The organism is Nocardia sp. NPDC005825, assembly GCF_040630175.1.
Taxonomy (GTDB): Bacteria; Actinomycetota; Actinomycetes; order Mycobacteriales; family Mycobacteriaceae; genus Nocardia.
In genome coordinates, this window is sequence record NZ_JBEXXC010000004.1 from 514,003 (window position 1) to 534,028 (window position 20,026).

Below are 20,026 nucleotides of genomic sequence, written 5' to 3' on the forward strand. Positions count from 1 at the left end.
CTGTCCAAGGACGTGGTGGACACCCACCACGACGGCACCCCGGCGACCGACGGTCAGGCGCCGACCGCGCAGGACGCGCAGCAGGCGCTGCTGGCCCTGCGCGCCGAGATCGGCAAGGCCGTGGTCGGCAACGATCATGCCGTCATGTTCCTGGTGCTGGCGCTGCTGTGCCGCGGCCATGTGCTGCTGGAAGGCGTTCCGGGCGTGGCCAAGACACTGCTGGTGCGGGCGCTGGCCACCGCGCTGGACCTGGACCACGCCCGCATCCAGTTCACCCCCGACCTGATGCCCGGCGATGTCACCGGCTCCCAGATCTACGATCCGCACTCGGCCGAGTTCACCTTCCGCCGCGGCCCGGTGTTCACCAATCTGCTGCTGGCCGACGAGATCAACCGCACCCCGCCCAAGACTCAGTCCTCGCTGCTGGAATCGATGGAGGAGCGCCAGGTTTCGGTGGACGGCGTGCCGCAGCCGCTGCCGGACCCGTTCGTGGTGGTCGCCACCCAGAACCCGATCGAGCAGGAGGGCACCTATCCGCTGCCGGAGGCGCAGCTGGACCGGTTCCTGTTCAAGGTCGACGTCCAATTGCCCGGCCGCGACGACGAATTCCGCATCCTGCAACGGCATGCCGCCGGCTTCGACCCCCGGGACCTGGCCGCAGCCGGACTGCGGCCGGTGGCCGGGCCCGCGCACATCGCGGCCGCGCGCGCCGCGGTCGCCCAGGTCGCCATCAGCCCCGAGGTGCTCGCCTACACCGTGGACCTGTGCCGGGCCACCCGCACCTCCCCCGCCGTGGCGCACGGCGCGTCCACCCGCGGCGCGACCGCGCTGATGGCGGCCGCGCGGGCCTTCGCCTGGTTGCACGGCCGCGGCTACGTCACCCCCGACGACGTGAAAGCCGTTGCGACGCCGGTGCTGCGGCATCGGCTGCACCTGCGGCCCGAACACGAGGTGGAGGGCGTCACCGCCGAGGGCGTGCTGGCCTCGCTGCTGATGTCCGTCCCGGTTCCGGTGTAGCCGGTGGTCGTCACCGGCCGGCTGGCCGCCGCCGCGGTGCTCGCGGCTCTGTTCGTCACCCTGGTGCTGCCGTCGTGGCTGGGCGTGCTGGTCGCCACGCTGGCGCTGGCCGCGCTCATCGGGCTCGATCTGCTGCTGCTGGGATCGCCGGGCGCGCTGGAACTCTCGCGCGAGCCGCTGACCAGCGTGCGCACGGGCCGCAGCATCGACGTGGAACTGGCGGTGCTCAACGGCGGCGCCCGGCCGGTGCGCGGAACGCTGTGGGACGACTGGCCGCCCAGCGCGCACGCCCGGCATCGCACCCACCCCTTGAACCTGCCGCCCAACACCAGGATTCGGCTGCGCACCGAACTCACCCCCGCCTATCACGGCGACCGGGTGGCCGGTCCGGTGACGCTGCGCCTGCTCGGGCCGCTCGGCCTCGCCGGACGTCAGGTGCGCCGCGAGGTGCCCGCCCGGTTGCGCGCGCTGCCGCCGTTCCGCAGCGAGCCGCTGCTGGCTTCCAAGGTCAAGCAGTTGCAGCAGTTGGAAGGCCGCAACACCACCACGATTCGTGGGCAGGGCACCGAATTCGATTCGTTCCGTGAATATGTCGCGGGCGACGACGTGCGCACCATCGACTGGCGGGCCACCGCCCGCGCCAACGACGTGCTGGTCCGCACCTGGCGGCCGGAACGCAACCGGCACGTGGTGATGCTGCTCGACACCGGACGGGTGAGCGCGGGTCGCATCGGCGGCGGTACCCGCCTCGACGCCGCCATCGAGGCCGCCCTGCTGCTCGGCGGACTGGCCGCCGCCGGGGGCGACTCGGTGGATCTGCTGGCCTACGACCGGCGGCTGCGCACCGAGGTGCGCGGCGTCGGCGGAAAACGCCTGCAGCTCAAGCTGATGCACGCGCTCGCCGGCCTCACCCCCGAGCTGGCCGACACCGACTATCGCGGCATGCTGCGCGCCACCCTGCAACGGGCCCGCCGCCGCAGCCTGGTGGTCTGGTTCACCCATCTCGACGCCGCCACCGTGCAGGAGGGCCTGCGGCCGGTGCTGCCGGTCCTGGCCGAACGGCACCGGGTGCTGGTGGTGTCGGTGACCGACCCGGAGGTGGCGGCCGCCCCCATCCATCGCACCGGCCTGACCGATCTCTACACGGCCGCCGCCGCCGAGAACGTGATCGCGGAGGAGGCCGTGGCCCGGGAGACCCTGCGCCGCGCGGGCGTCCGCGTCATCACCGCGCCGCCGGACCTGCTGCCCGGCGCGCTGGCCGACGAATACCTCGAACTCAAACGGACCGGAGCGCTGTGACCGGCGCGGGTCGGTCGACCGGCGGCCGCGGCGGGAAGGACGGCGGCGGCAACTGCCGCCGCTGCCGCTCGGCCAGCACCGCGCCCAGGATCTGCAGCGGCGGATAGCCGTTCAGGGGCGCGGTGCGCAGGCTCGCGCACACCGAGACCACCAGCGCCCGGCCCAGCCGGTCCTGCACCTCGGGGGTCAGGGTGCGGAACCGCAGCAGGTACTGCCGCACCGCGAACGCCTGGTCATCGGAGAGCCCGGACAGGTCCAGCTGCCGCGCCCAGCCCGCCAGCCACGGCGGCGGCGCGGCCAGCGCGGCGAACGGCAGCCGGCTGCGGTCGTGCACCACCACGGTGCCCGCCAGCGCGTCCCCGACCCGGCGGCCCTGCGGCGAGCACAGCGACACCACGACGGCGATCAGACCGGTGCCCAGCGCCCAGAAGTCGACGATCCCGGCCAGGCCCCGGGTCACCGCGTGCTTGAAATCGATGGGTCCGCCGTCTGCCCGCACCACCCGCAGCCCGACCGCCATCTTCCCGAGCGAACGCCCGCGGGTGAGGGTCTCGAACACCACCGGATATCCGATGGCCGCGCACACCAGCGCCACCAGCCGCGCCGCGTCCTGCCAGGCGGCGTCCGCGCCGAACCGCACCAGCATCACCTGGAACAGCAGGATCAGCGTCACACCCAGCATGATCTGCACGATCAGGTCGAGCAGGAACGCCGCGGCGCGCGTCGGGATCCGCGCGATGGGCAGTTCGACGGCTACGGCCTCGCCGGTGGTGAAAAGTGCCATGGTGGTTAGCATTTTGTCAGCCGTAGCGCAGGAGGGGAACTCATGGATCTGGACGCTTACACCTTTGTCCACCGGTCTTCCTGGGATCGGCTGGATCGGCTGGCGTCGCGAGGGAAGCGGCTCACCGGCGCGGAGACCGACGAACTGGTGCGGCTGTACCGGGTGGCCTCACAGCAGCTGGCGCGGTTGCAGACCCGGGAGGCCGATCCGGAGCTGATCGCCGGGCTGTCCGCGGTGCTGACCCGGGCGCGGGGACGGATCCTGAGTGCGCGCATCGACACTCCCCACGAGATCGGGTACTTCTTCACGCACCGCTTCCCGGCCGCCGTGTACCGGGCCTGGCCGTGGTGGCTGTCGGTGGCGGCGGTGTTCCTGCTCGGCGCGGCGGCGCTCGGCGCGGCGGTGGCCAATTCCGAGACGACGCGGAAGCGTCTCGGGCTGAACATGGACGCAGACGCCTTGACGATGCCGGGCGGCAGATTCGAGACCTACTACTACGAGCACTCGCACGACGCGTTCGCGGCGAAGGTGTGGACCAACAACGCGTGGGTGTCGGCCATGGCGCTGTTCCTGGGGGTGCTGGTGCTGCCCGCGCTCTACCTGTTGTTCATGAACGCGCTGAACCTCGGCGTCAGTGCCGGGCTGATGGCGGAGGCGGGACGGCTGGGACCGTTCTTCGGCTGGATCCTGCCGCACGGAATGCTCGAGCTCACAGCCATTTTCGTGGCCGGCGGGGCGGGTCTGAAGCTGGGCTGGACGCTGATCGACCCGGGCCGGGAGAGCCGCCCGCAGGCGCTGGCCCGGCAGGGGCGCGCCACGGCCGTGATCGCGCTGGGCCTGGCCTTGGTGCTGCTGGTGTCGGGATTCCTGGAGGGCTTCGTGACGCCCAGCGGATGGCCCACCGCGGTGCGGGTCGGGATCGGGGCGGTGGCCGAACTCGGTTTCCTGGCCTACGTATTCGGGCTCGGTCGCCAGGCGGCGAGAGAGATGGACGCCACAGCGCGAGCGATGAACGACGCGGCGCGGGAGTCGAGCCCGGAGCACATCACGGGCAATTCGGTCGGGAACCCTCCGGAACCGGCTGTGAGAGTGGCGACTTCGTAGTCGCGAGCACGGTTCGGATTGATTTCCACTGGCCGCAGCGAGTCCGGCTCAGCTGCGGCCAGCGTTGCCGTTGACTCTACACAATCGTTATGGCTACGCAACCTCCGACTTGCCCACCGGGCGTATAACGCGACCAGGCGAAATGCACCCTCCCCGTAGGGAACCCGGCACCATCGCTAATTCTCCGCATACCCTTTGCGGACGGTCTGCGGAGGGCTCCGAAACTATCCCCGCGGTTGCGTTTCAGGACCCGTTTCAACCCATTGCGCGCGATGCGTTTCGAACGCCGTCATCCGGTTTGCGGAAAACTCGCAAATTCTCCGCCCACCATCGGTTCAACCCCCGTTAAGCTGGCGTTTCTCCCCAGCTCAGGCCGATTGCCAAGCAGTCGCTTGGGGTCAAACAAACCTCAAGTTTGTTTCGAATGGTTTTAGCTAAATGATCATCAGGCAACGCTGGACAGTAATCGGGCGCATACCCGAGGCGACATCCTCCGGCAAACGATTTTCACCCCTCGCGAGGCCCAGAAACGGCCCCTGGCAACGTCTCTCGAAACCCACCCTCGACAGGGTGTGCGACCTTCGTCACATCCATTGATTCCCGGATGATCGGGACAGATCGGACCGAGACCGGGTCCGGACAAAGAAGAAGGCCCCCGATCCGGTGGATCGGGGGCCTTCCTCGTGGTGGGCGAAGGGGGACTTGAACCCCCACGTCCTTACGGACACTGGCACCTGAAGCCAGCGCGTCTGCCATTCCGCCACTCGCCCGAGCGACGAGAAGAACGTATCACGGGGTTTGCACCAAAACGAAATCGCCTGGTTATCAGGGGTGCGCATGCTTCGCTGCGCAGTGGGTACGCCCCGGGAACCTGGGCTCGCCGCCAAGAGTTACAGGTGTGGACGATCGTGGATATCATGCAAAGACCGTGTCCCTCCGGCGACACGCCATGCCTGCGTGTTGCATTCCGGGACGCTCCACGCACGACTATTGGCAGGTCAGAAACGACACGACCCGGGAAGGAGGGGCGATGGGGTTCGTTTCCCGCTTCGAGCGCCGCCTCCAGGGTGCTGTCGGTGATGTCTTCGCCCGTGCGTTCGGCGGCAGTGTGGTTCCCCAGGAGGTCGAGGCCGCGCTGCAGCGTGAGGCCGGCGACCATGTCCAGGATCTGGGCGGGGGACATCTGCTGGCTCCCAACAGCTACGTCATCACCGTCAACGAGTCCGATCTCCGGCAACTCGTGCACGGTGAAGGCCAGCCGGATCAGCAGGTCGCCACGGAGGATTACCAGCTCACCGTGCGTGCGTTCGCGAAACATCTGCAGGACCACATCCGTGAGCAAGGGTGGCAGACCTACGGTGAAGTGCACGTGGAGTTCGAGGCATCCCCTACGCTGCACACCGGACAGTTCAGGACGCGCGGCCGGGTGGATCCGGACGCGGGCAGGCGGGCCAGCCCGTCACCGGGACCTGAACGCCCACAACGACCCAACCCGCAACCAGGAGCTGGCCCCATGACGCAGAACTCAGGCTACGACCCCAGCCGTGAGCCCGCGGAGTCCGATCCGCGGAACCGCGGGTACGCGCCCCCGCCTGCGGGCCGCCCCGGTCAGCAGGGGTACGGCGAGTACGGCTACGGCCAGTCCGAGCAGGGCTACGGCGAGTACCAGAACGGCTACGACTACCAGCAGCAGGGCAGCGGCTACGGCGCCCAGCAGCAGGGTGGCTACGCCGAGCAGGGCTACGGCCAGCAGGGCGGGTACGGCGCGCCCGATCAGGCCTACGGCCAGCAGCAGGGCTATGCCGACCAGCAGCAGGGGTACGGCCAGCAGCAGGGCTACGAGCAGGGCTACGGCGACCAGCAGGGCTACGGCCAGCAACAGGGTTACGCCGACCCGGGCTACGGCCAGCAGCAGGGCTACGGCCAGCAGGGCTACGAGCAGGGCGGCGGCTACGGCGGCCAGCAGCAGGGCGGGTACGCCGACCAGGGCTACGGCGGCCAGCAGCAGGGTTACGCCGACCCGGGCTACGGGCAGCAGCAGCAGGGCTACGAGCAGGGTTACGGCGACCAGCAGGGCTACGGTCAGCAGGGCTACGACCAGCAGCAGGCGGGCTACGGCGCGGCTCCCGCGCGGGGCGCCTCGGGCTACTCGGCGACGCTGCAGCTGGACGACGGCTCCGGCCGCACCTACCAGCTGCGCGAAGGCAGCAACATCATCGGCCGTGGGCAGGACGCGCACTTCCGGCTGCCGGACACCGGGGTTTCCCGGCGGCACATCGAGGTTCGCTGGGACGGCCAGACCGCGATGCTCTCGGACCTCGGTTCGACCAATGGCACGCTGGTCAACGGGTCTCCCGTCCAAGATTGGCAGCTGGCCGACGGGGATGTCATCCGCGCCGGGCATTCCGAGATCCTGATCCGGATCGTCTGATCCCGTAAGCTCGCGGTGCAGGTCACGATATGACTAGGAATTCCTCGGTCGTATCGTGATCGCAACCGGTCGACGGCCCTATGATGCTGCCATTACTCGCGGCGGACTCTGGCCGCGCTGACACGCAACACACCGGTTGGGGGTCACGGAGCCATACCTCCGTAACTGCCCCGTACCTACGACACGGTCGAACAGGAGGTGGAGCACCGTGCAGGGACTGATCCTGCAATTGACCCGTGCGGGGTTCCTGCTGCTGTTGTGGCTGTTCGTGTGGGCGGTGCTCCGGACCCTGCGCAGCGATATCTACGCGGCTTCCGGCCTTCGGGTCGCGCCTCGGGCCGCAGGCGGTTCCGCGGTGCTCCCATCTTTTCGCCGGGGCCAGAAGGGCGCCAAATATCTCGTGGTGACTCAGGGTTCTCTCGCCGGCACCCGCATCTCACTCGGCCAGCAGCCGGTGCTGATCGGGCGCGCGGACGACTCCACACTGGTCCTCACCGACGACTACGCCTCCACCCGCCACGCGCGACTGTCTCCGCGCGGTGAGGATTGGTACGTCGAGGATCTCGGTTCCACCAACGGGACCTACCTCGACCGGTCGAAGGTCACCACTCCGGTCCGAGTTCCACTCGGCACCCCTGTCCGTGTCGGCAAGACAGTGATCGAGCTGCGATCGTGACACTTGTTCTCCGCTACGCAGCGCGCAGCGACCGTGGTCTCGTCCGAGCCAATAACGAGGACTCCGTCTACGCCGGTGCGCGACTGCTCGCGCTGGCGGACGGCATGGGCGGCCACGCCGCCGGTGAGGTCGCCTCGCAACTGATGATCGCCGCCCTGGCGCATCTGGACGACGACGAGCCCGGCGACGATCTGCTCGGCAAGCTGAATCGTGCCGTGCACGAAGGCAATGCGTCCATCGCCGACCAGGTCGAGGAGGAGCCGGAACTCGACGGCATGGGCACCACGCTCACCGCCATCCTGTTCGCCGGCCGCAAACTCGGCCTCGCCCACATCGGCGACTCCCGCGCCTATCTGCTCCGAGGCGGTGAACTGGCCCAGATCACCCGCGACGACACCTTCGTGCAGTCGCTGGTGGACGAGGGACGAATCACCCCGGAACAGGCCCACACTCATCCCCAGCGCTCGCTGATCATGCGGGCGCTCACCGGCAACGAGATCGACCCCACCCTGGTGGTGCGCGAGGCCCGGGCCGGAGACCGCTACCTGCTGTGCTCGGACGGTCTGTCCGACGTGGTCAGCGACGAGACCATCGCCAACACCCTGCGCGAGGGCACCACCGACGAGGCGGCCGACCGGCTCATCGAATTGGCCTTGCGCAGTGGCGGTCCCGACAACGTGACCGTGGTGGTCGCCGACGTCATCGACCTGGACTACGGCCAGAGCCACCCCATCGTGGCGGGCGCGGCGTCCGGCGAGGACGAGGACACTCCCCCGCCGAACACCGCCGCCGGCCGGGCCGCCGCCATGCGCCCGCCGCGGGCCACCCCGCGCCGCACGGTGGCGCAGCCCGAACCCGAACCGCCCAAGAAGAGCCACAAGCTGCGCTGGCTGGCGCTGTCGCTGGCCCTGCTGGTGGCCGTCGGCGCGGGTCTCACCGTGGGCTACAACATGATTCGCAGCAACTACTACGTCGGCGTGGACGGCGAGAAGGTGGTCGTGCTGCGCGGCCTGCCCGGTTCGGTGCTGGGCTACTCGATCCGCGATGTGGATCAGGTCGGATGTGTCACGCGCTCCGGTGAATTGACGCTGGCCGCGCCCGGCGACAAGTTCGCCTCCGGTTGTGTCTCGCTGACCCGTGAGGCGCTGCGCCCCAGTGGCCGGGATTCGGTCGACAAGGGTCTGCCGCCGGGCTCGCGCGACGACGCCATCAAGCAGATCCGCATGCTGGTGTCGACCGAGCTGCTGCCGCCCTGCGACACCAAGGCGCAGGCTCCCAGCACTCCGACTCCGACTCCGGCCCCGCCCGCCGACCCGAACCAGCCGGGCGCCTCGGTCACCCCCACGCCCGCCGCGCCGACCGCCGTCCCCGGCGGCCTCAGCGGCGGCGAACGGACCGGCGAGAACCACCCGCTGGAGCACAAGTCCGAGCAGCCGAACCCGCCGGCCACCACCGTTCCCACCACCACGGCACCGCAGAACCCGGGGCAGAACTGCAGGACGGCGGACTGATGTCCGCACCGGCACCGCCGTTCACTGGGGCTTTCCCCAGTCCACCCGGCGGATTCGCTCCTGCGCCGCCGCCCGCCACCCGGCGCAATGTCGAGTTGCTGCTGTTGGGGCTGGCGGCCCTCATCACCACCGTGTCCCTGGTGTTGGTGGAGGCCAGTCAGGAGCAGGCGATCACCTGGGAGATCGCCAAGCTCGGTGCCGCGTATCTGGCCCTGTTCGGCGTCGCGCATCTGGCGGTGCGGCGGTTCGCGGCGTTCGCGGATCCGCTGCTACTACCGATCGCGGCGCTGCTGAACGGGTTGGGCCTGGTGGTGATTCACCGTGTGGACCTAGCGCAGGCCCAGGACGCCGCCTTCGCCAACCTGCCCATCCCCTCCCCCGACGCCAACCAGCAGGTGCTGTGGACGGGGTTGGGGATGGTGGTCTTCATGGGGTTGTTGATCGCGCTGCGCGACTACCGCAGCCTGGCCCGCTACTCCTACACGGTCGGTCTGCTCGGGTTGGTCGCGCTCGCGCTGCCCGCGCTGCTGCCGGACCGGTACTCCATGGTGAACGGCGCGAAGATCTGGATCCGGCTGCCCGGCTTCAGCGTTCAGCCCGGCGAGTTCGCCAAGATCGCGCTGATCGTGTTCTTCGCCGGGGTGCTGGTGTCCAAGCGCGACCTGTTCACCGGCGCGGGCAAGCACGTGTTCGGCATGGAGTTGCCGCGCATGCGCGACATGGGACCGATCCTGCTGGTGTGGGTGGTCTCGGTGGGCGTGCTGGTGGTCGAGAAGGACCTGGGCACCTCGCTGCTGATCTTCGCGACCGTGCTGTGCATGCTCTACATCGCGACCGAGCGAGTGGGCTGGGTGGCGGTCGGGCTGGTGCTGCTGACCATCGGATTCGTGTTCGCCTACAACGCGTTCGGGCATGTGCGGGTCCGGGTCTCGACCTGGCTGCACCCGTTCGACGACTACTCCAGCACCGGCTACCAGATCTCGCAGTCGCTGTTCGGCCTGGCCACCGGCGGTCTCGCGGGAACCGGTCTGGGCAGCGGGAATCCGTCGAAGGTGCCGTTCGCCAAGACCGACTTCATCATCGCCGCCATCGGTGAGGAGCTGGGTCTGATCGGCCTGGCGGTGGTCCTGGTGCTGTTCTGCATCCTGTCGGTGCGCGGCATCCGCACCGCGCTGGCCATCCGGGACAGCTTCGGCAAGTTGCTCGCGTCGGGACTGGCCTTCACCATTGCCATTCAGGTGTTCGTCGTGGTCGGCGGGGTCACCAAGCTGATTCCGCTGACCGGGTTGACCACCCCGTTCATGTCGTACGGCGGTTCGTCGCTGCTGGCGAACTACGTCCTGCTGGGAGTGCTGATCAAGATTTCCGACGCGGCCCGCCGCCCGGCGCCCGCCCGCAAGCGGGCCGAGCCGATCGCGGACGCGTCGACGCAGATGCTGCGCAAGGTCGAATCGGATACCGCCCGGGTGAACCCGCCGATTCCCAAGTCCGAGGGGGGTGCCGGGTGAACACGCCTCTGCGCCGGGTGGCGCTGGCGGTGATGGCGATGATCGTCGCGCTGCTGATCAACGCCACCTACGTGCAGGTCCAGATCGGCCCGATCGGCAAGGCCGACAGCCTGCGCAACGATCCGCGCAACGATCGCGTGCTGCTCGACGAGTACGCCCGCCAGCGCGGCCAGATCTCCGCGGCCGGAACGGTGCTCGCGAGTTCGGTCGCCACCGACGACCGCTACAAGTACCTGCGCACCTACCCGACCGATCCGATGGCCTACGCGCCGGTGACCGGCTTCTACTCGCTGCAGAACGGCAACAACGGACTCGAGCACACCGAGGACTCGGTGCTCAACGGTTCGGACAACCAGCTGTTCGGGCGGCGGCTCATCGACCTCATCTCGGGCCGGGATCCGCGCGGCGGCAATGTGGTGACCACGATCAACCCGCTCATGCAGAAGGTCGCCTACGAGCAGCTGACCGCGAAGAAGCTGACCGGTTCGGTGGTGGCGATCGAGCCGAGCACCGGGCGCATCCTGACCATGGTGTCCACGCCGTCCTACGACCCGAACACCCTCGCCGGGCACGACGCCGGCCGGGTCGAGGACACCTACAAGCAGCTGGACAAGGACACCGGCAAGCCGCTGATCAATCGCGCCGTGTCCACCACCTACCCGCCGGGATCGACGTTCAAGGTGGTGGTCACCGCGGCCGCGCTGTCCAACGGCATCGCGAAACCGGAGGACCAGTTCACCGCCGCGCCGCGGATCACCCTGCCCGGCACCCAGACCACGCTGGAGAACTACAACGGCAGCCACTGCGGTCCCGGCGACAGCCAAACCGCCTCGCTGACAGAAGCTTTCAAGTACTCGTGTAACACGGCTTTCGTGGAACTCGGTATCAAGGTGGGGACCGCGAAACTCAAGGACGAGGCGAGCGCGTTCGGGATCGGCAAGGATCTGCACAACAGCATCCCGATCCCATGGACCGACAGCACCGTGGGCGACATTCCCGACAACGCGGCGCTGGGCCAGAGCAGCATCGGACAGCGCGATGTGGCCCTGACCCCCTTGGACAACGCGGTCATCGCGGCCACCATCGCCAACGGCGGCGTGCGGATGAAGCCCTACCTGGTCGACCAGTTGCAGGCGCCGGACCTCAGCACGCTGAGCACCACCAAGCCGACCTCGGTGGGTCAGGCGGTCACCCCGCAGGTGGCCACCCAGATCACCAATCTGATGCTCGAGTCGGAGAAGAACACGCAGGGAGGGACGCAGCCGCGCCCGTATCAGATCGCGTCGAAGACCGGAACGGCCGAACACGGCTCGGATCCGCGCAACACCCCGCCGCACGCCTGGTACATGGCGTTCGCACCGGCGCAGAACCCGAAGATCGCCATCGCGGTGATCGTCGAGAACGGCGGCGACCGGGCCCTGGCCGCGACCGGCGGCTCGGTGGCCGCACCGATCGCGCGGGCCGTGCTGGACGCCGGGCTGGGGGGCTGAGAGACATGAGAGTGCAAGGTAGACAGGGTCACGAATGCTGAACAACGGTGCGATGATCGCGGACCGGTACCGGCTGCAGCGGCTGATCGCCACCGGCGGCATGGGCCAGGTCTGGGAAGCTCTGGACACCCGGCTGGACCGCCGGGTCGCGGTGAAGGTGCTCAAGGCGGAGTTCTCCACCGACCCCACCTTCCGGCAGCGCTTCCGTACCGAGGCGCGGACCACCGCGCAGCTGAATCACCCGGGCATCGCGAGCATTTACGACTACGGCGAGACGCAGGATCCGTCCGGCGGCGAGATCGCCTATCTGGTCATGGAATTCGTGCAGGGCGAGCCGCTCAACGCGGTGCTGTCCCGGCTGAACCGGCTCTCGGTGGCCCAGGGCCTCGACATGCTCGAGCAGACCGGGCGGGCGCTGCAGGTGGCGCACCTCGCGGGTGTCGTGCACCGGGACGTGAAGCCCGGCAACATCCTCGTGACGCCGACCGGTCAGGTGAAGATCACCGACTTCGGCATCGCCAAGGCCGTCGACGCCTCCCCGGTCACCAAGACCGGCATGGTGATGGGCACCGCCCAGTACATCGCGCCGGAGCAGGCTACCGGTGAGGACGCCACCGCCGCCTCGGACGTGTACTCGCTGGGCGTGGTCGGCTACGAGGCGCTCGCGGGCGCGCGGCCGTTCACCGGCGACGGCGCGCTGACCGTCGCCATGAAGCATGTGCGGGAGGCCCCGCCGCCGCTGCCCGCCGACCTGCCGCCGAACGTGCGGGAGCTCATCGAGATCACCATGGCCAAGGAGCCGGGCCAGCGCTACGCCAATGGCGGCGAGTTCGCCGACGCGGTGTCCGCGGTGCGTTCCGGTCGCCGGCCCACGCCGCCCGGCGGCCTGCCGTCCGCGGCCATGACCGGCGCCACCCGGGTGCTGCCGCCCGGACCGACCATGATCATCCCGGGCGCGCGGGCCGACCAGGCCACCTCCCGCTATGCCCCGCCGGCGCAGCAGCCGATGCGCGGACCCATGGAACCGCCCGCCGCCCAGACCACCGTCATGTCCGGACCCCGCACCCCGGTCGGTCCGATGACGGTCCCCGGCGCGGAGGGCGCCGGCTCGGGTCGATTCACCAACGGCCAGAAGGTCGTCGCCGGACTGGGCGTGGGTGCGCTGATCCTCGGCGCGGCCGTGGCCATCATCCTGATGAGCAGCTCCTCGCACGACTCCACGCCGCCCGCCCGGACCAGCGCGGTGATCGCACCGCCGGTGATCACCCCGACCACCACCACGGCCCCGCCGACCACCACCACCCGGGAACGGCCGGTGCCGCCGCCCGTGGTGACCACGGTCGAGCCGCCGCCGACCACCACGGTCGAGCCGACCACCACTCCGCCGCCCGTCACCACGACGACGCCGCCCAAGACCACCCCGCCGGTCACCACCACCCCGGCGAAGCCCACGACCACCAAGCCCGACCGGTGGCCGTGGCCGGGCCAGGGCGGCGGCGACCTACCATCATTGCCAGTGACTCCCGGCGCGAATTCCGGCGGCGCGAATTCCGGCGGCGCGGTGAGTCCCGGCAGTAACCGCAGTCCGGTGTACGCACAGGACCCCAATTCATCCTCAGTCGCGCAGCAAGGATTGCCATGACGACCCCGAAGAACCTCTCCTCCCGCTACGAGCTGGGCGAGATCATCGGGTTCGGTGGCATGTCCGAGGTCCACAAGGCCCGGGATCTGCGGCTGGGCCGGGATGTGGCGATCAAGGTGCTGCGCGCCGACCTGGCCCGCGACCCCACGTTCTACCTGCGCTTCAAGCGTGAGGCGCAGAACGCGGCCGCCCTCAACCATCCGGCCATCGTCGCGGTGTACGACACCGGCGAGGCCGAGATCGACGGCGGACCGCTGCCCTACATCGTGATGGAGTACGTCGACGGCGACACCCTGCGCGACATCGTGCGGGGCAAGGGACCGCTGCCGCCGCGGCGCGCCATGGAGGTCATCGCCGACGTATGCGCGGCGCTGGACTTCTCGCACCGCAACGGCATCGTGCACCGGGACATGAAGCCCGCCAACATCATGATCAACCGGGCCGGCGCGGTGAAGGTGATGGACTTCGGCATCGCCCGCGCCCTCGCCGACAGCTCCAACCCCATGACCCAGACGGCCGCCGTCATCGGCACCGCCCAGTACCTCTCCCCCGAGCAGGCCCGCGGCGAGCAGGTGGACGCGCGGTCGGACGTGTACTCGGTGGGCTGCGTGCTCTACGAGATCCTCACCGGCGAACCGCCTTTCACCGGCGATTCCCCGGTCGCGGTCGCCTACCAGCACGTCCGGGAGGATCCGCGGCTGCCGTCGCAGGTGCATCCCGGGGTGCCGCGCGAGCTCGACTCGGTGATCCTCAAGGCGATGAGCAAGAATCCGGCCAACCGGTACCAGACCGCGGCCGAGATGCGCGCGGACCTGATCCGGGTGCTGGGCGGGCAGAAGCCCACCGCCCCCATGGTCATGACCGACGAGGACCGCACCGGCTTCCTCGACGACGACCTGCCGCCGCCGCGCAGCTACCGCACCGTCGAACGCCGCGACGACACCACCGAACAGGAGATCATCGAGGCCAACCCGCGCCGGCGCACCGCGCTCATCGGCATCCTCGGGGTGGCCGCGGTCGCGGTGGTCGGCATCCTGCTGTGGATGCTGGTCGGCCCCGGGTCACGGGCCGATCAGGTCACCGTGCCCGACGTCGCCAACCAGAACTACCAACTGGCGCAACGCGATCTGGAGAAGGCCGGTTTCACGGTCGCCATCCAGCAGAAGAACGACCCGAAGGTGGCATTGAACAATGTCATCGCCACCCAGCCGCTGGGCGGATCGCGGGTCGGCAAGGGCAGCACCATCACCCTGCAGGTGTCCGCGGGACCGCAGCAGGTGACGGTGCCGAAGCTGGCCGGGCTCACCCGGCAGCAGGCCGAGCAGAACCTGAATTCGCAAGGACTGCGGATGAATCCCGACGTGAAACGGGAGGCCTCCAGCGCCGACGACAAGGACAAGGTCGTCTCGTCGACCCCGGACGCCGGCCAGAAGGTCGACTCCGACGGACAGGTCACCATCACCCTCGGTTCGGGTCCGGACAAGGTGGTCGTCCCCAATGTGGTCGGGCAGTCGATCGAGGTCGCGCAGTCCACGCTGGGCGACACCGCGCTGTTCAAGGTCGTGGTCCAGGAGGTGCCGAACAACCAGCCCAAGGGCACGGTCATCGCCACCAACCCGTCCGCGGGCACCCAGGCCGACAAGGGCTCCACGGTGACCGTGCAGGTATCGAGCGGCGATCAGATCACCATGCCCGACCTGCGCGGTCTCACCCCGGCCCAGGCCGTGGACATGCTGCGCAAGAGCGGCTGGAACGGGCAGGTCAGCCAGAACACCATGAGCACGCTGAACGCGGGCGAGGTCGGGCGGATCCTGGCCCAGCAGCCGACCGCGGGCTCGTCGCTGGGCAAGTCCCAGACGGTGACCATCACCACCGGGGTGCTGTCGCTCGGCCCGCCGTGATTCGGATTCCTTTGTGAGAACAGGGGTTCGCGGACGATCCGCGAACCCCTGTTTGTTTCATGTGAAACCGTGCGCGGGCGAAACCTACAGCCGCAGATGCCGGTTCATCGACATGGCCTCATCGGCCAGATCGGGCAGTTCGACCACCTCGACGCCGTGCTCGCGCAGCCGCTCCACCCCGACGCAGTTGTCCACGAAGGTGCCGGGTTCCCGCCAGGCGATCACCACGCGCCGGATCCCGGCCCGCAGAATCCGATCCGTGCAGGGCAGCCGATCCTGGCTCGCGCGCTGCGAACACGGCTCGAGGGTGCTGTAGAGGGTGGCGTGCTGCAGCCGCCGATCGTCCGCGGCCAGCTTGTTCAGCGCCGACTCCTCGGCGTGCACCTTGTCGTCGGTGTCCCGCGACCACCCGTGCTCGATCTCCACCCCGTCCGCGCCCACGATCACCGCGCCCACCGCGAACGCGGTGTCGCTGTGCGGGCACAACCGCGCCAGACCGATGGCATGCCGCATCCAGCCGCGATCCAGCCGTGCCTCATCCGACATCGGAATCCTCCTTCGGCAGATAGTGCAGCAGGGCGATATCCCCGATCCGGGCCACATCGGCCAGCTGCATGCGGTGACCGGTCCCGCCCGGGAACGCGGCGGGTCCGAGGAAACGCGGGGCGGCCGGATCGCCGACCACCAAGGGCGCCACGGCCATCCAGATCTCGTCGACCAATCCGGCGGACAGGAACGCGGTGTGGATGGAACCGCCGCCCTCCACCATCAGGCTCTCGACACCACGTTTGCCCAGGTCGTCGAGCAGTGCCGCGAAATCGATCGCCCCGCCCAGGGATACCACCTCGGCCAGGCCGGCGAGCCGGTCACCGAGGCGGGCGGCCCCGGAATCGGTGGTGTAGACCAGTCTTTCGCCGCCGCTCTGCCAGAACCGCAGCTCCGGGTCGAGCTCGCCGCGCGCGGTGACGATCACCCGCACCGGATAGTCGGGCTTGCCCGCGGCGACCCGCTGCAGGCGGCGGTCCGAACTGTTCACCAGCAGCCGGGGATTGTCGCGGCGCAGGGTTTCCGCGCCGATCAGGATGGCGTCGGATTCGGCGCGCAGGGCGTCGACCCGATCGAAATCGGCGGCGTTGGACAGCAACAGGCGGTCCGGGCTCGCGTCGTCGATGTAGCCGTCGATGCTGACGGCCACCGACAATATGACCCGCGGCCTCACGCCGCGTCGCCGTTCATGACGCGAGGGCCGCGACCTCCGCCTCCAAGGTCCGCACCAGCCCCTCCGCCGGCCGCTCGCCGCACACCTCCAGCCAGTTGGCGAGCATGCGGTGCCCGCCCTGGGTGAGCACGGATTCGGGGTGGAACTGCACACCGTGGATGGGCAGATCGCGATGCCGCAGGGCCATGACGATGCCGGATTCGGTGCGGCCCAGCACCTCCAGCTCCGGCGGCATGGTCTCCTCGAGGACGGTCAGGGAGTGGTAGCGGGTGGCGGTGAACGGATCCGGTAGCCCGGTCAGCACGCCCGCGCCGATGTGGAAGACGCTGCTGGTCTTGCCGTGCAGCAGTTCGGGGGCGCGGGTCACGGTGGCGCCGAAGGCTTCTCCGATGGCCTGGTGTCCCAGGCACACGCCGAGCAGCGGGGTGGCGTGCTTCGCGGCGGCGTGCACCAGCGGGATGGAGGCGCCGGCGCGGTCGGGGGTGCCGGGCCCGGGGCTGATCAGCACGCCGTCGAAGTCCTGCACGACCTGGTCCACATCCGCGAGCTGCGGGTCGTCATTGCGCCAGACCTCGGCGTCCACACCCAGCTGTCCGAGATACTGAACCAGGTTGAACACGAAGCTGTCGTAGTTGTCGACGACCAGTACACGCATGATTCGAGAGTAGTTGGCGCGGCCGCCACCGTCGCACGCAATACCGCCGAACCGTGTCGCCACAATCGCCCGCGCCCTCCCCAACGACACTTTCCCCAGGGTTCCCGGGATAATGTCTACGCAGACAGAACGCCGAAAACGAGGACGTCATGCCTAAGTCGAAGGTCCGGAAGAAGACCGACTACACGATCAACCCGGCCAGCCGCACCCCGGTGCGCGTCAAGACCGCAGGTCCGTCGCCGGTCTGGTACGTCTCCATCATGCTGGGCTTCATGCTCGCCGGTCTGGTGTGGCTGCTCGTCTACTACCTGGCCAACGAGCAGATCCACTGGATGAGCGATCTGGGCGCGTGGAACTTCCTGATCGGATTCGGCCTGATGGTGGTCGGTCTGATCATGACCATGCGCTGGCGCTGAATGCCCCGCACGGGTGGCCCGCTCCCCCGGGAATGTGGCTTACACCATTGTCATTCATGCACACCTGTGGATGAGCCTGTGGACAACTCGAGGAAAGAGTGGGGACAGTGACCGCCACCGGCCCCGACTCCCGACTGTCCTGGTCCACACCCCCGGCCGCCCTCGTGGCCTGCGGCATCGGCGGCCTGGTGCTGGCCGTGGCCGCGATCGTGTCGACGGACGGCCCCGGCCGCCTGCTCATCGGGCTGGCCGCGGTGGGACTGCTCGGCCTGACCGCCCTGGGCGTGCGGCAACGGCCGCGGCTCGCGGTCGAACCCGGCGACCCTGTGCATATCGTGGTGCGCGGCCTGACCGGGCCGCAGCGCTACACACCCGAGCAGATCCTGCGGGTCCGGGTTGTGCACTACCGGCGACTGGGCCGTCGGATGCCCATGCTGGAGATGGATGTGGACAACTCCGGTGAGGAACGGCTGGTGATCTTCGGCCGCTGGGATCTGGGCACGCGCCCCGAGGATGTCCTCGAGGTGCTCCGCGCGCATCTGTCGCGTTAGAGGGTGGGCGCGGCCAGCACGGTGACCAGCACCGCGGCCAGCGCCACCGCCGCGACCGCCGCCCAGCCGACGGTGAGTGCCTTCCGGGCGTCCCGGATCCCGATCCAGCGCGGCAGATACAGGATTCCCGTGGTCGCGAGCGTGCCCGCGAGCAGCCCGCCCAGGTGCCCCCACACCGAGATGCCGGGCACCGAGAAAGTGATCACCAGGTTGATCCCCAGCAGCACCGCGATCTGGGTGAGGTTCTGGCGGATGCGCAGCATGATCACCGCGACCGTGCCGAAGATCCCGAAGATCGCGCCCGAGGCGCCCGCGGTGGGGGTCAGGGCACCCGACAGCGCCGTGATCGCGGCCGAACCGCCCAGCAGGGACGTGAAGTAGACCGCCACGAAGCGGGCCCGGCCCAGCGCCACCTCGCAGTACGGGCCCAGCACGTAGAGCGCGAACATATTGGCCAGCAGGTGGATCGGCCCGTAGTGCAGGAAGCCGGAGCCGAGCACCCGCGCCCAGCCGCCGTCGTAGCCGACGAAGCCCGGCACCAGCACCCAGTCGTAGAACAGCCGGGAACGCTGGTTGTCCATCAGGCTGTGCGCCTGCAGCGCGGTGACCGCGAAGACGATCACATTGACGGCGATCAGCGTGTAGGTGACGTACGGCTGCGAGATCCGCGACAGCGTGGTCCCGGCCGCGTTGCGGACCGGTCGGACATCGTCGCGGCCCTGCTGGACGCATTCCACGCAGTGCTGCCCGACCGCGGCCGCGGTCAGGCATTCGGGGCAGGCCGGACGCCCGCACCGGGTGCAGGCCAGACCGGTGGGCCGGTCGGGGTGGCGGAAGCAGGCCGGGGCGGGCGGCTGGGGCTGCATGGGAAGTCCTAAGCGATGGTGATGCTGTTGATGATCACGTCGTCCTTGGGGCGGTCGCCGCGGTCGGTGGAGATGGTGGCGATGGCGTCGACCACCTTGCGGGAATCGGGGTCCAGGACCTCGCCGAAGATGGTGTGGCGGCGGTTCAGGTGCGGCTGCGCGCCCACCGTGATGAAGAACTGGGAGCCGTTGGTGCCGGGCCCGGCATTGGCCATGGCGAGCAGGTAGCCGCGATCGAAGCGGAGTTCCGGATGGAATTCGTCCTTGAACTCGTAGCCGGGGCCGCCGCGGCCGGTGCCGGTCGGGTCCCCGCCCTGGATCATGAAGCCGTCGATCACCCGGTGGAAGATCGAGCCGTCGTAGAACGGCCCGGAGTCGGTGCCCGCGGCGTTCGGGGTGCTGTACGCCTTGGAGCCGTCGGCCAGGCCGACGAAATTGCGGACGGTGGCGGGGGCGTGGTTACCGAAGAGCGAGATCTTGATGTCGCCGTGGTTCGTGTGCAACGTCGCCACTGCGGTCTGATTCGGTGAGGTCACGCCGCCAGGATAGGTGCAGGGCACGCGGCCCGGCCGAAGCGGCACACGCGAAGCCCTCGGATCCGCCGCGAGATGTGATTCCCTGCCCGGATTCGGGCACAGAAGTGGCGGAAACAGTCCCGGCATGGCATGTTCGGTCGAGTGAATGACGGGGATCCGGTCGATCTGGTCCGCCATGTGGCGGCCTCCACCGGCCTGCCGCCCGCCGTCGCGGCCCGCGTGGTCGCCGATGTCGTCGGATACTTCGACGAGACCGCCGAGCAGTTCGTGCGCCGCAGACATGCCGAATTGCAGAGCCGTCAGGTCCGCAATGCCGAGATCTGGCAGCGCCTGGCGGCCGAGCTCGCGCAGCGCCGGGTCGCCGCCCCCGACTTCACCGAACGGCAACTGCGTCGCATCGTCTACGGGTGAGGAGTCCGT

19 protein-coding genes and 1 tRNA gene are annotated in these 20,026 nt (G+C 69.3%); 13 read left to right on the forward strand and 7 right to left on the reverse strand.

The window, feature by feature from the left end:
• Positions 1 to 15 precede the first annotated feature (15 nt).
• Both ABZ382_RS14630 and ABZ382_RS14635 read left to right on the forward strand, forming a co-directional pair.
• Complete coding sequence (locus tag ABZ382_RS14630) at positions 16 to 1,017, forward strand: MoxR family ATPase (RefSeq protein WP_357088796.1); 1,002 nt, start codon at positions 16 to 18, stop codon at positions 1,015 to 1,017.
• A gap of 3 nt (positions 1,018 to 1,020) precedes the next feature.
• Positions 1,021 to 2,316 carry a DUF58 domain-containing protein gene (locus ABZ382_RS14635; protein ID WP_357088443.1) on the forward strand — a complete coding sequence of 432 codons (1,296 nt, stop codon included), beginning with the start codon at positions 1,021 to 1,023 and terminating at the stop codon, positions 2,314 to 2,316.
• Here ABZ382_RS14635 and ABZ382_RS14640 read toward each other — a convergent pair.
• The gene (locus ABZ382_RS14640; RefSeq protein WP_357088445.1) at positions 2,294 to 3,100 is read right to left on the reverse strand and encodes an RDD family protein; all 807 of its coding nucleotides are present in this window, start codon (positions 3,098 to 3,100) and stop codon (positions 2,294 to 2,296) included. The two genes, ABZ382_RS14635 and ABZ382_RS14640, sit on opposite strands and share 23 nt — an antisense overlap.
• Before the next feature lie 42 nt (positions 3,101 to 3,142).
• Between ABZ382_RS14640 and ABZ382_RS14645 the strand changes: the two genes are divergently transcribed.
• Positions 3,143 to 4,204 (forward strand): stage II sporulation protein M, encoded by a 1,062-nt coding sequence (locus ABZ382_RS14645; protein ID WP_357088446.1) that lies wholly within the window; start codon positions 3,143 to 3,145, stop codon positions 4,202 to 4,204.
• A gap of 684 nt (positions 4,205 to 4,888) precedes the next feature.
• Here ABZ382_RS14645 and ABZ382_RS14650 read toward each other — a convergent pair.
• Positions 4,889 to 4,974: transfer RNA gene (locus tag ABZ382_RS14650), tRNA-Leu, on the reverse strand.
• A gap of 260 nt (positions 4,975 to 5,234) precedes the next feature.
• On the opposite strand from ABZ382_RS14650, the gene ABZ382_RS14655 reads away from it, so the two are divergent.
• The 7 genes from ABZ382_RS14655 (at position 5,235) to pknB (ending at position 15,363) form a co-directional block, all read left to right on the forward strand.
• Positions 5,235 to 6,635 (forward strand): FhaA domain-containing protein, encoded by a 1,401-nt coding sequence (locus ABZ382_RS14655; protein ID WP_357088447.1) that lies wholly within the window; start codon positions 5,235 to 5,237, stop codon positions 6,633 to 6,635.
• A gap of 208 nt (positions 6,636 to 6,843) precedes the next feature.
• On the forward strand, positions 6,844 to 7,311 hold the full coding sequence (locus ABZ382_RS14660; RefSeq protein WP_213558686.1) for an FHA domain-containing protein: 468 nt from the start codon (positions 6,844 to 6,846) through the stop codon (positions 7,309 to 7,311).
• The gene (locus ABZ382_RS14665) at positions 7,308 to 8,822 is read left to right on the forward strand and encodes a PP2C family serine/threonine-protein phosphatase (RefSeq protein ID WP_357088448.1); all 1,515 of its coding nucleotides are present in this window, start codon (positions 7,308 to 7,310) and stop codon (positions 8,820 to 8,822) included. The genes ABZ382_RS14660 and ABZ382_RS14665 overlap by 4 nt, the downstream gene beginning before the upstream one ends.
• Entirely contained in the window at positions 8,822 to 10,330 is a 1,509-nt protein-coding gene (locus tag ABZ382_RS14670) for an FtsW/RodA/SpoVE family cell cycle protein (protein ID WP_357088450.1), read from the forward strand. Before ABZ382_RS14665 ends, ABZ382_RS14670 begins: the two co-directional genes overlap by 1 nt.
• Positions 10,327 to 11,820 (forward strand): penicillin-binding protein 2, encoded by a 1,494-nt coding sequence (locus ABZ382_RS14675; protein ID WP_357088452.1) that lies wholly within the window; start codon positions 10,327 to 10,329, stop codon positions 11,818 to 11,820. The genes ABZ382_RS14670 and ABZ382_RS14675 overlap by 4 nt, the downstream gene beginning before the upstream one ends.
• Before the next feature lie 34 nt (positions 11,821 to 11,854).
• On the forward strand, positions 11,855 to 13,462 hold the full coding sequence (locus tag ABZ382_RS14680; RefSeq protein ID WP_357088453.1) for a protein kinase: 1,608 nt from the start codon (positions 11,855 to 11,857) through the stop codon (positions 13,460 to 13,462).
• The gene (gene pknB / locus ABZ382_RS14685) at positions 13,459 to 15,363 is read left to right on the forward strand and encodes a Stk1 family PASTA domain-containing Ser/Thr kinase (protein ID WP_357088454.1); all 1,905 of its coding nucleotides are present in this window, start codon (positions 13,459 to 13,461) and stop codon (positions 15,361 to 15,363) included. Before ABZ382_RS14680 ends, pknB begins: the two co-directional genes overlap by 4 nt.
• A gap of 84 nt (positions 15,364 to 15,447) precedes the next feature.
• On the opposite strand, the gene ABZ382_RS14690 is transcribed toward pknB, so the two are convergent.
• From ABZ382_RS14690 to ABZ382_RS14700, 3 genes are read right to left on the reverse strand one after another with little or no spacing between them, the layout of a single operon-like run.
• Positions 15,448 to 15,909 (reverse strand): deaminase, encoded by a 462-nt coding sequence (locus tag ABZ382_RS14690; RefSeq protein ID WP_357088456.1) that lies wholly within the window; start codon positions 15,907 to 15,909, stop codon positions 15,448 to 15,450.
• A complete protein-coding gene (locus ABZ382_RS14695) occupies positions 15,899 to 16,558 on the reverse strand; it encodes a dihydrofolate reductase family protein (protein ID WP_357088458.1) in 660 nt (219 codons plus the stop codon). Before ABZ382_RS14695 ends, ABZ382_RS14690 begins: the two co-directional genes overlap by 11 nt.
• Before the next feature lie 37 nt (positions 16,559 to 16,595).
• Positions 16,596 to 17,237, reverse strand: a complete 642-nt coding sequence (locus ABZ382_RS14700; RefSeq protein WP_357088461.1) for an aminodeoxychorismate/anthranilate synthase component II — start codon at positions 17,235 to 17,237, stop codon at positions 16,596 to 16,598.
• Positions 17,238 to 17,386: 149 nt separating this feature from the next.
• On the opposite strand from ABZ382_RS14700, the gene crgA reads away from it, so the two are divergent.
• Positions 17,387 to 17,653 carry a cell division protein CrgA gene (gene crgA, locus ABZ382_RS14705; protein ID WP_357088463.1) on the forward strand — a complete coding sequence of 89 codons (267 nt, stop codon included), beginning with the start codon at positions 17,387 to 17,389 and terminating at the stop codon, positions 17,651 to 17,653.
• 107 nt (positions 17,654 to 17,760) lie between these two features.
• Entirely contained in the window at positions 17,761 to 18,204 is a 444-nt protein-coding gene (locus ABZ382_RS14710) for a PH domain-containing protein (protein WP_357088465.1), read from the forward strand.
• Here the strand turns inward: ABZ382_RS14710 and ABZ382_RS14715 are convergent.
• Together ABZ382_RS14715 and ABZ382_RS14720 are read right to left on the reverse strand one after the other, a co-directional pair.
• Positions 18,201 to 19,070, reverse strand: a complete 870-nt coding sequence (locus tag ABZ382_RS14715) for a rhomboid family intramembrane serine protease (protein WP_357088467.1) — start codon at positions 19,068 to 19,070, stop codon at positions 18,201 to 18,203. The two genes, ABZ382_RS14710 and ABZ382_RS14715, sit on opposite strands and share 4 nt — an antisense overlap.
• Before the next feature lie 8 nt (positions 19,071 to 19,078).
• On the reverse strand, positions 19,079 to 19,606 hold the full coding sequence (locus ABZ382_RS14720; protein ID WP_357088468.1) for a peptidylprolyl isomerase: 528 nt from the start codon (positions 19,604 to 19,606) through the stop codon (positions 19,079 to 19,081).
• A gap of 141 nt (positions 19,607 to 19,747) precedes the next feature.
• On the opposite strand from ABZ382_RS14720, the gene ABZ382_RS14725 reads away from it, so the two are divergent.
• Complete coding sequence (locus ABZ382_RS14725; protein ID WP_246598244.1) at positions 19,748 to 20,017, forward strand: hypothetical protein; 270 nt, start codon at positions 19,748 to 19,750, stop codon at positions 20,015 to 20,017.
• Positions 20,018 to 20,026 lie beyond the last annotated feature (9 nt).

Bases quoted from the DNA above. Each gene is read 5' to 3' on its own strand.
- ABZ382_RS14680 (WP_357088453.1), top strand. From the start codon at position 11,855: ATGCTGAACAACGGTGCGATGATCGCGGACCGGTACCGGCTGCAGCGG.
- crgA (WP_357088463.1), top strand. From the start codon at position 17,387: ATGCCTAAGTCGAAGGTCCGGAAGAAGACCGACTACACGATCAACCCG.
- pknB (WP_357088454.1), top strand. From the start codon at position 13,459: ATGACGACCCCGAAGAACCTCTCCTCCCGCTACGAGCTGGGCGAGATC.
- ABZ382_RS14645 (WP_357088446.1), top strand. From the start codon at position 3,143: ATGGATCTGGACGCTTACACCTTTGTCCACCGGTCTTCCTGGGATCGG.
- ABZ382_RS14640 (WP_357088445.1), bottom strand. From the start codon at position 3,100: ATGGCACTTTTCACCACCGGCGAGGCCGTAGCCGTCGAACTGCCCATC.
- ABZ382_RS14655 (WP_357088447.1), top strand. From the start codon at position 5,235: ATGGGGTTCGTTTCCCGCTTCGAGCGCCGCCTCCAGGGTGCTGTCGGT.
- ABZ382_RS14700 (WP_357088461.1), bottom strand. From the start codon at position 17,237: ATGCGTGTACTGGTCGTCGACAACTACGACAGCTTCGTGTTCAACCTG.
- ABZ382_RS14690 (WP_357088456.1), bottom strand. From the start codon at position 15,909: ATGTCGGATGAGGCACGGCTGGATCGCGGCTGGATGCGGCATGCCATC.
- ABZ382_RS14670 (WP_357088450.1), top strand. From the start codon at position 8,822: ATGTCCGCACCGGCACCGCCGTTCACTGGGGCTTTCCCCAGTCCACCC.
- ABZ382_RS14715 (WP_357088467.1), bottom strand. From the start codon at position 19,070: ATGCAGCCCCAGCCGCCCGCCCCGGCCTGCTTCCGCCACCCCGACCGG.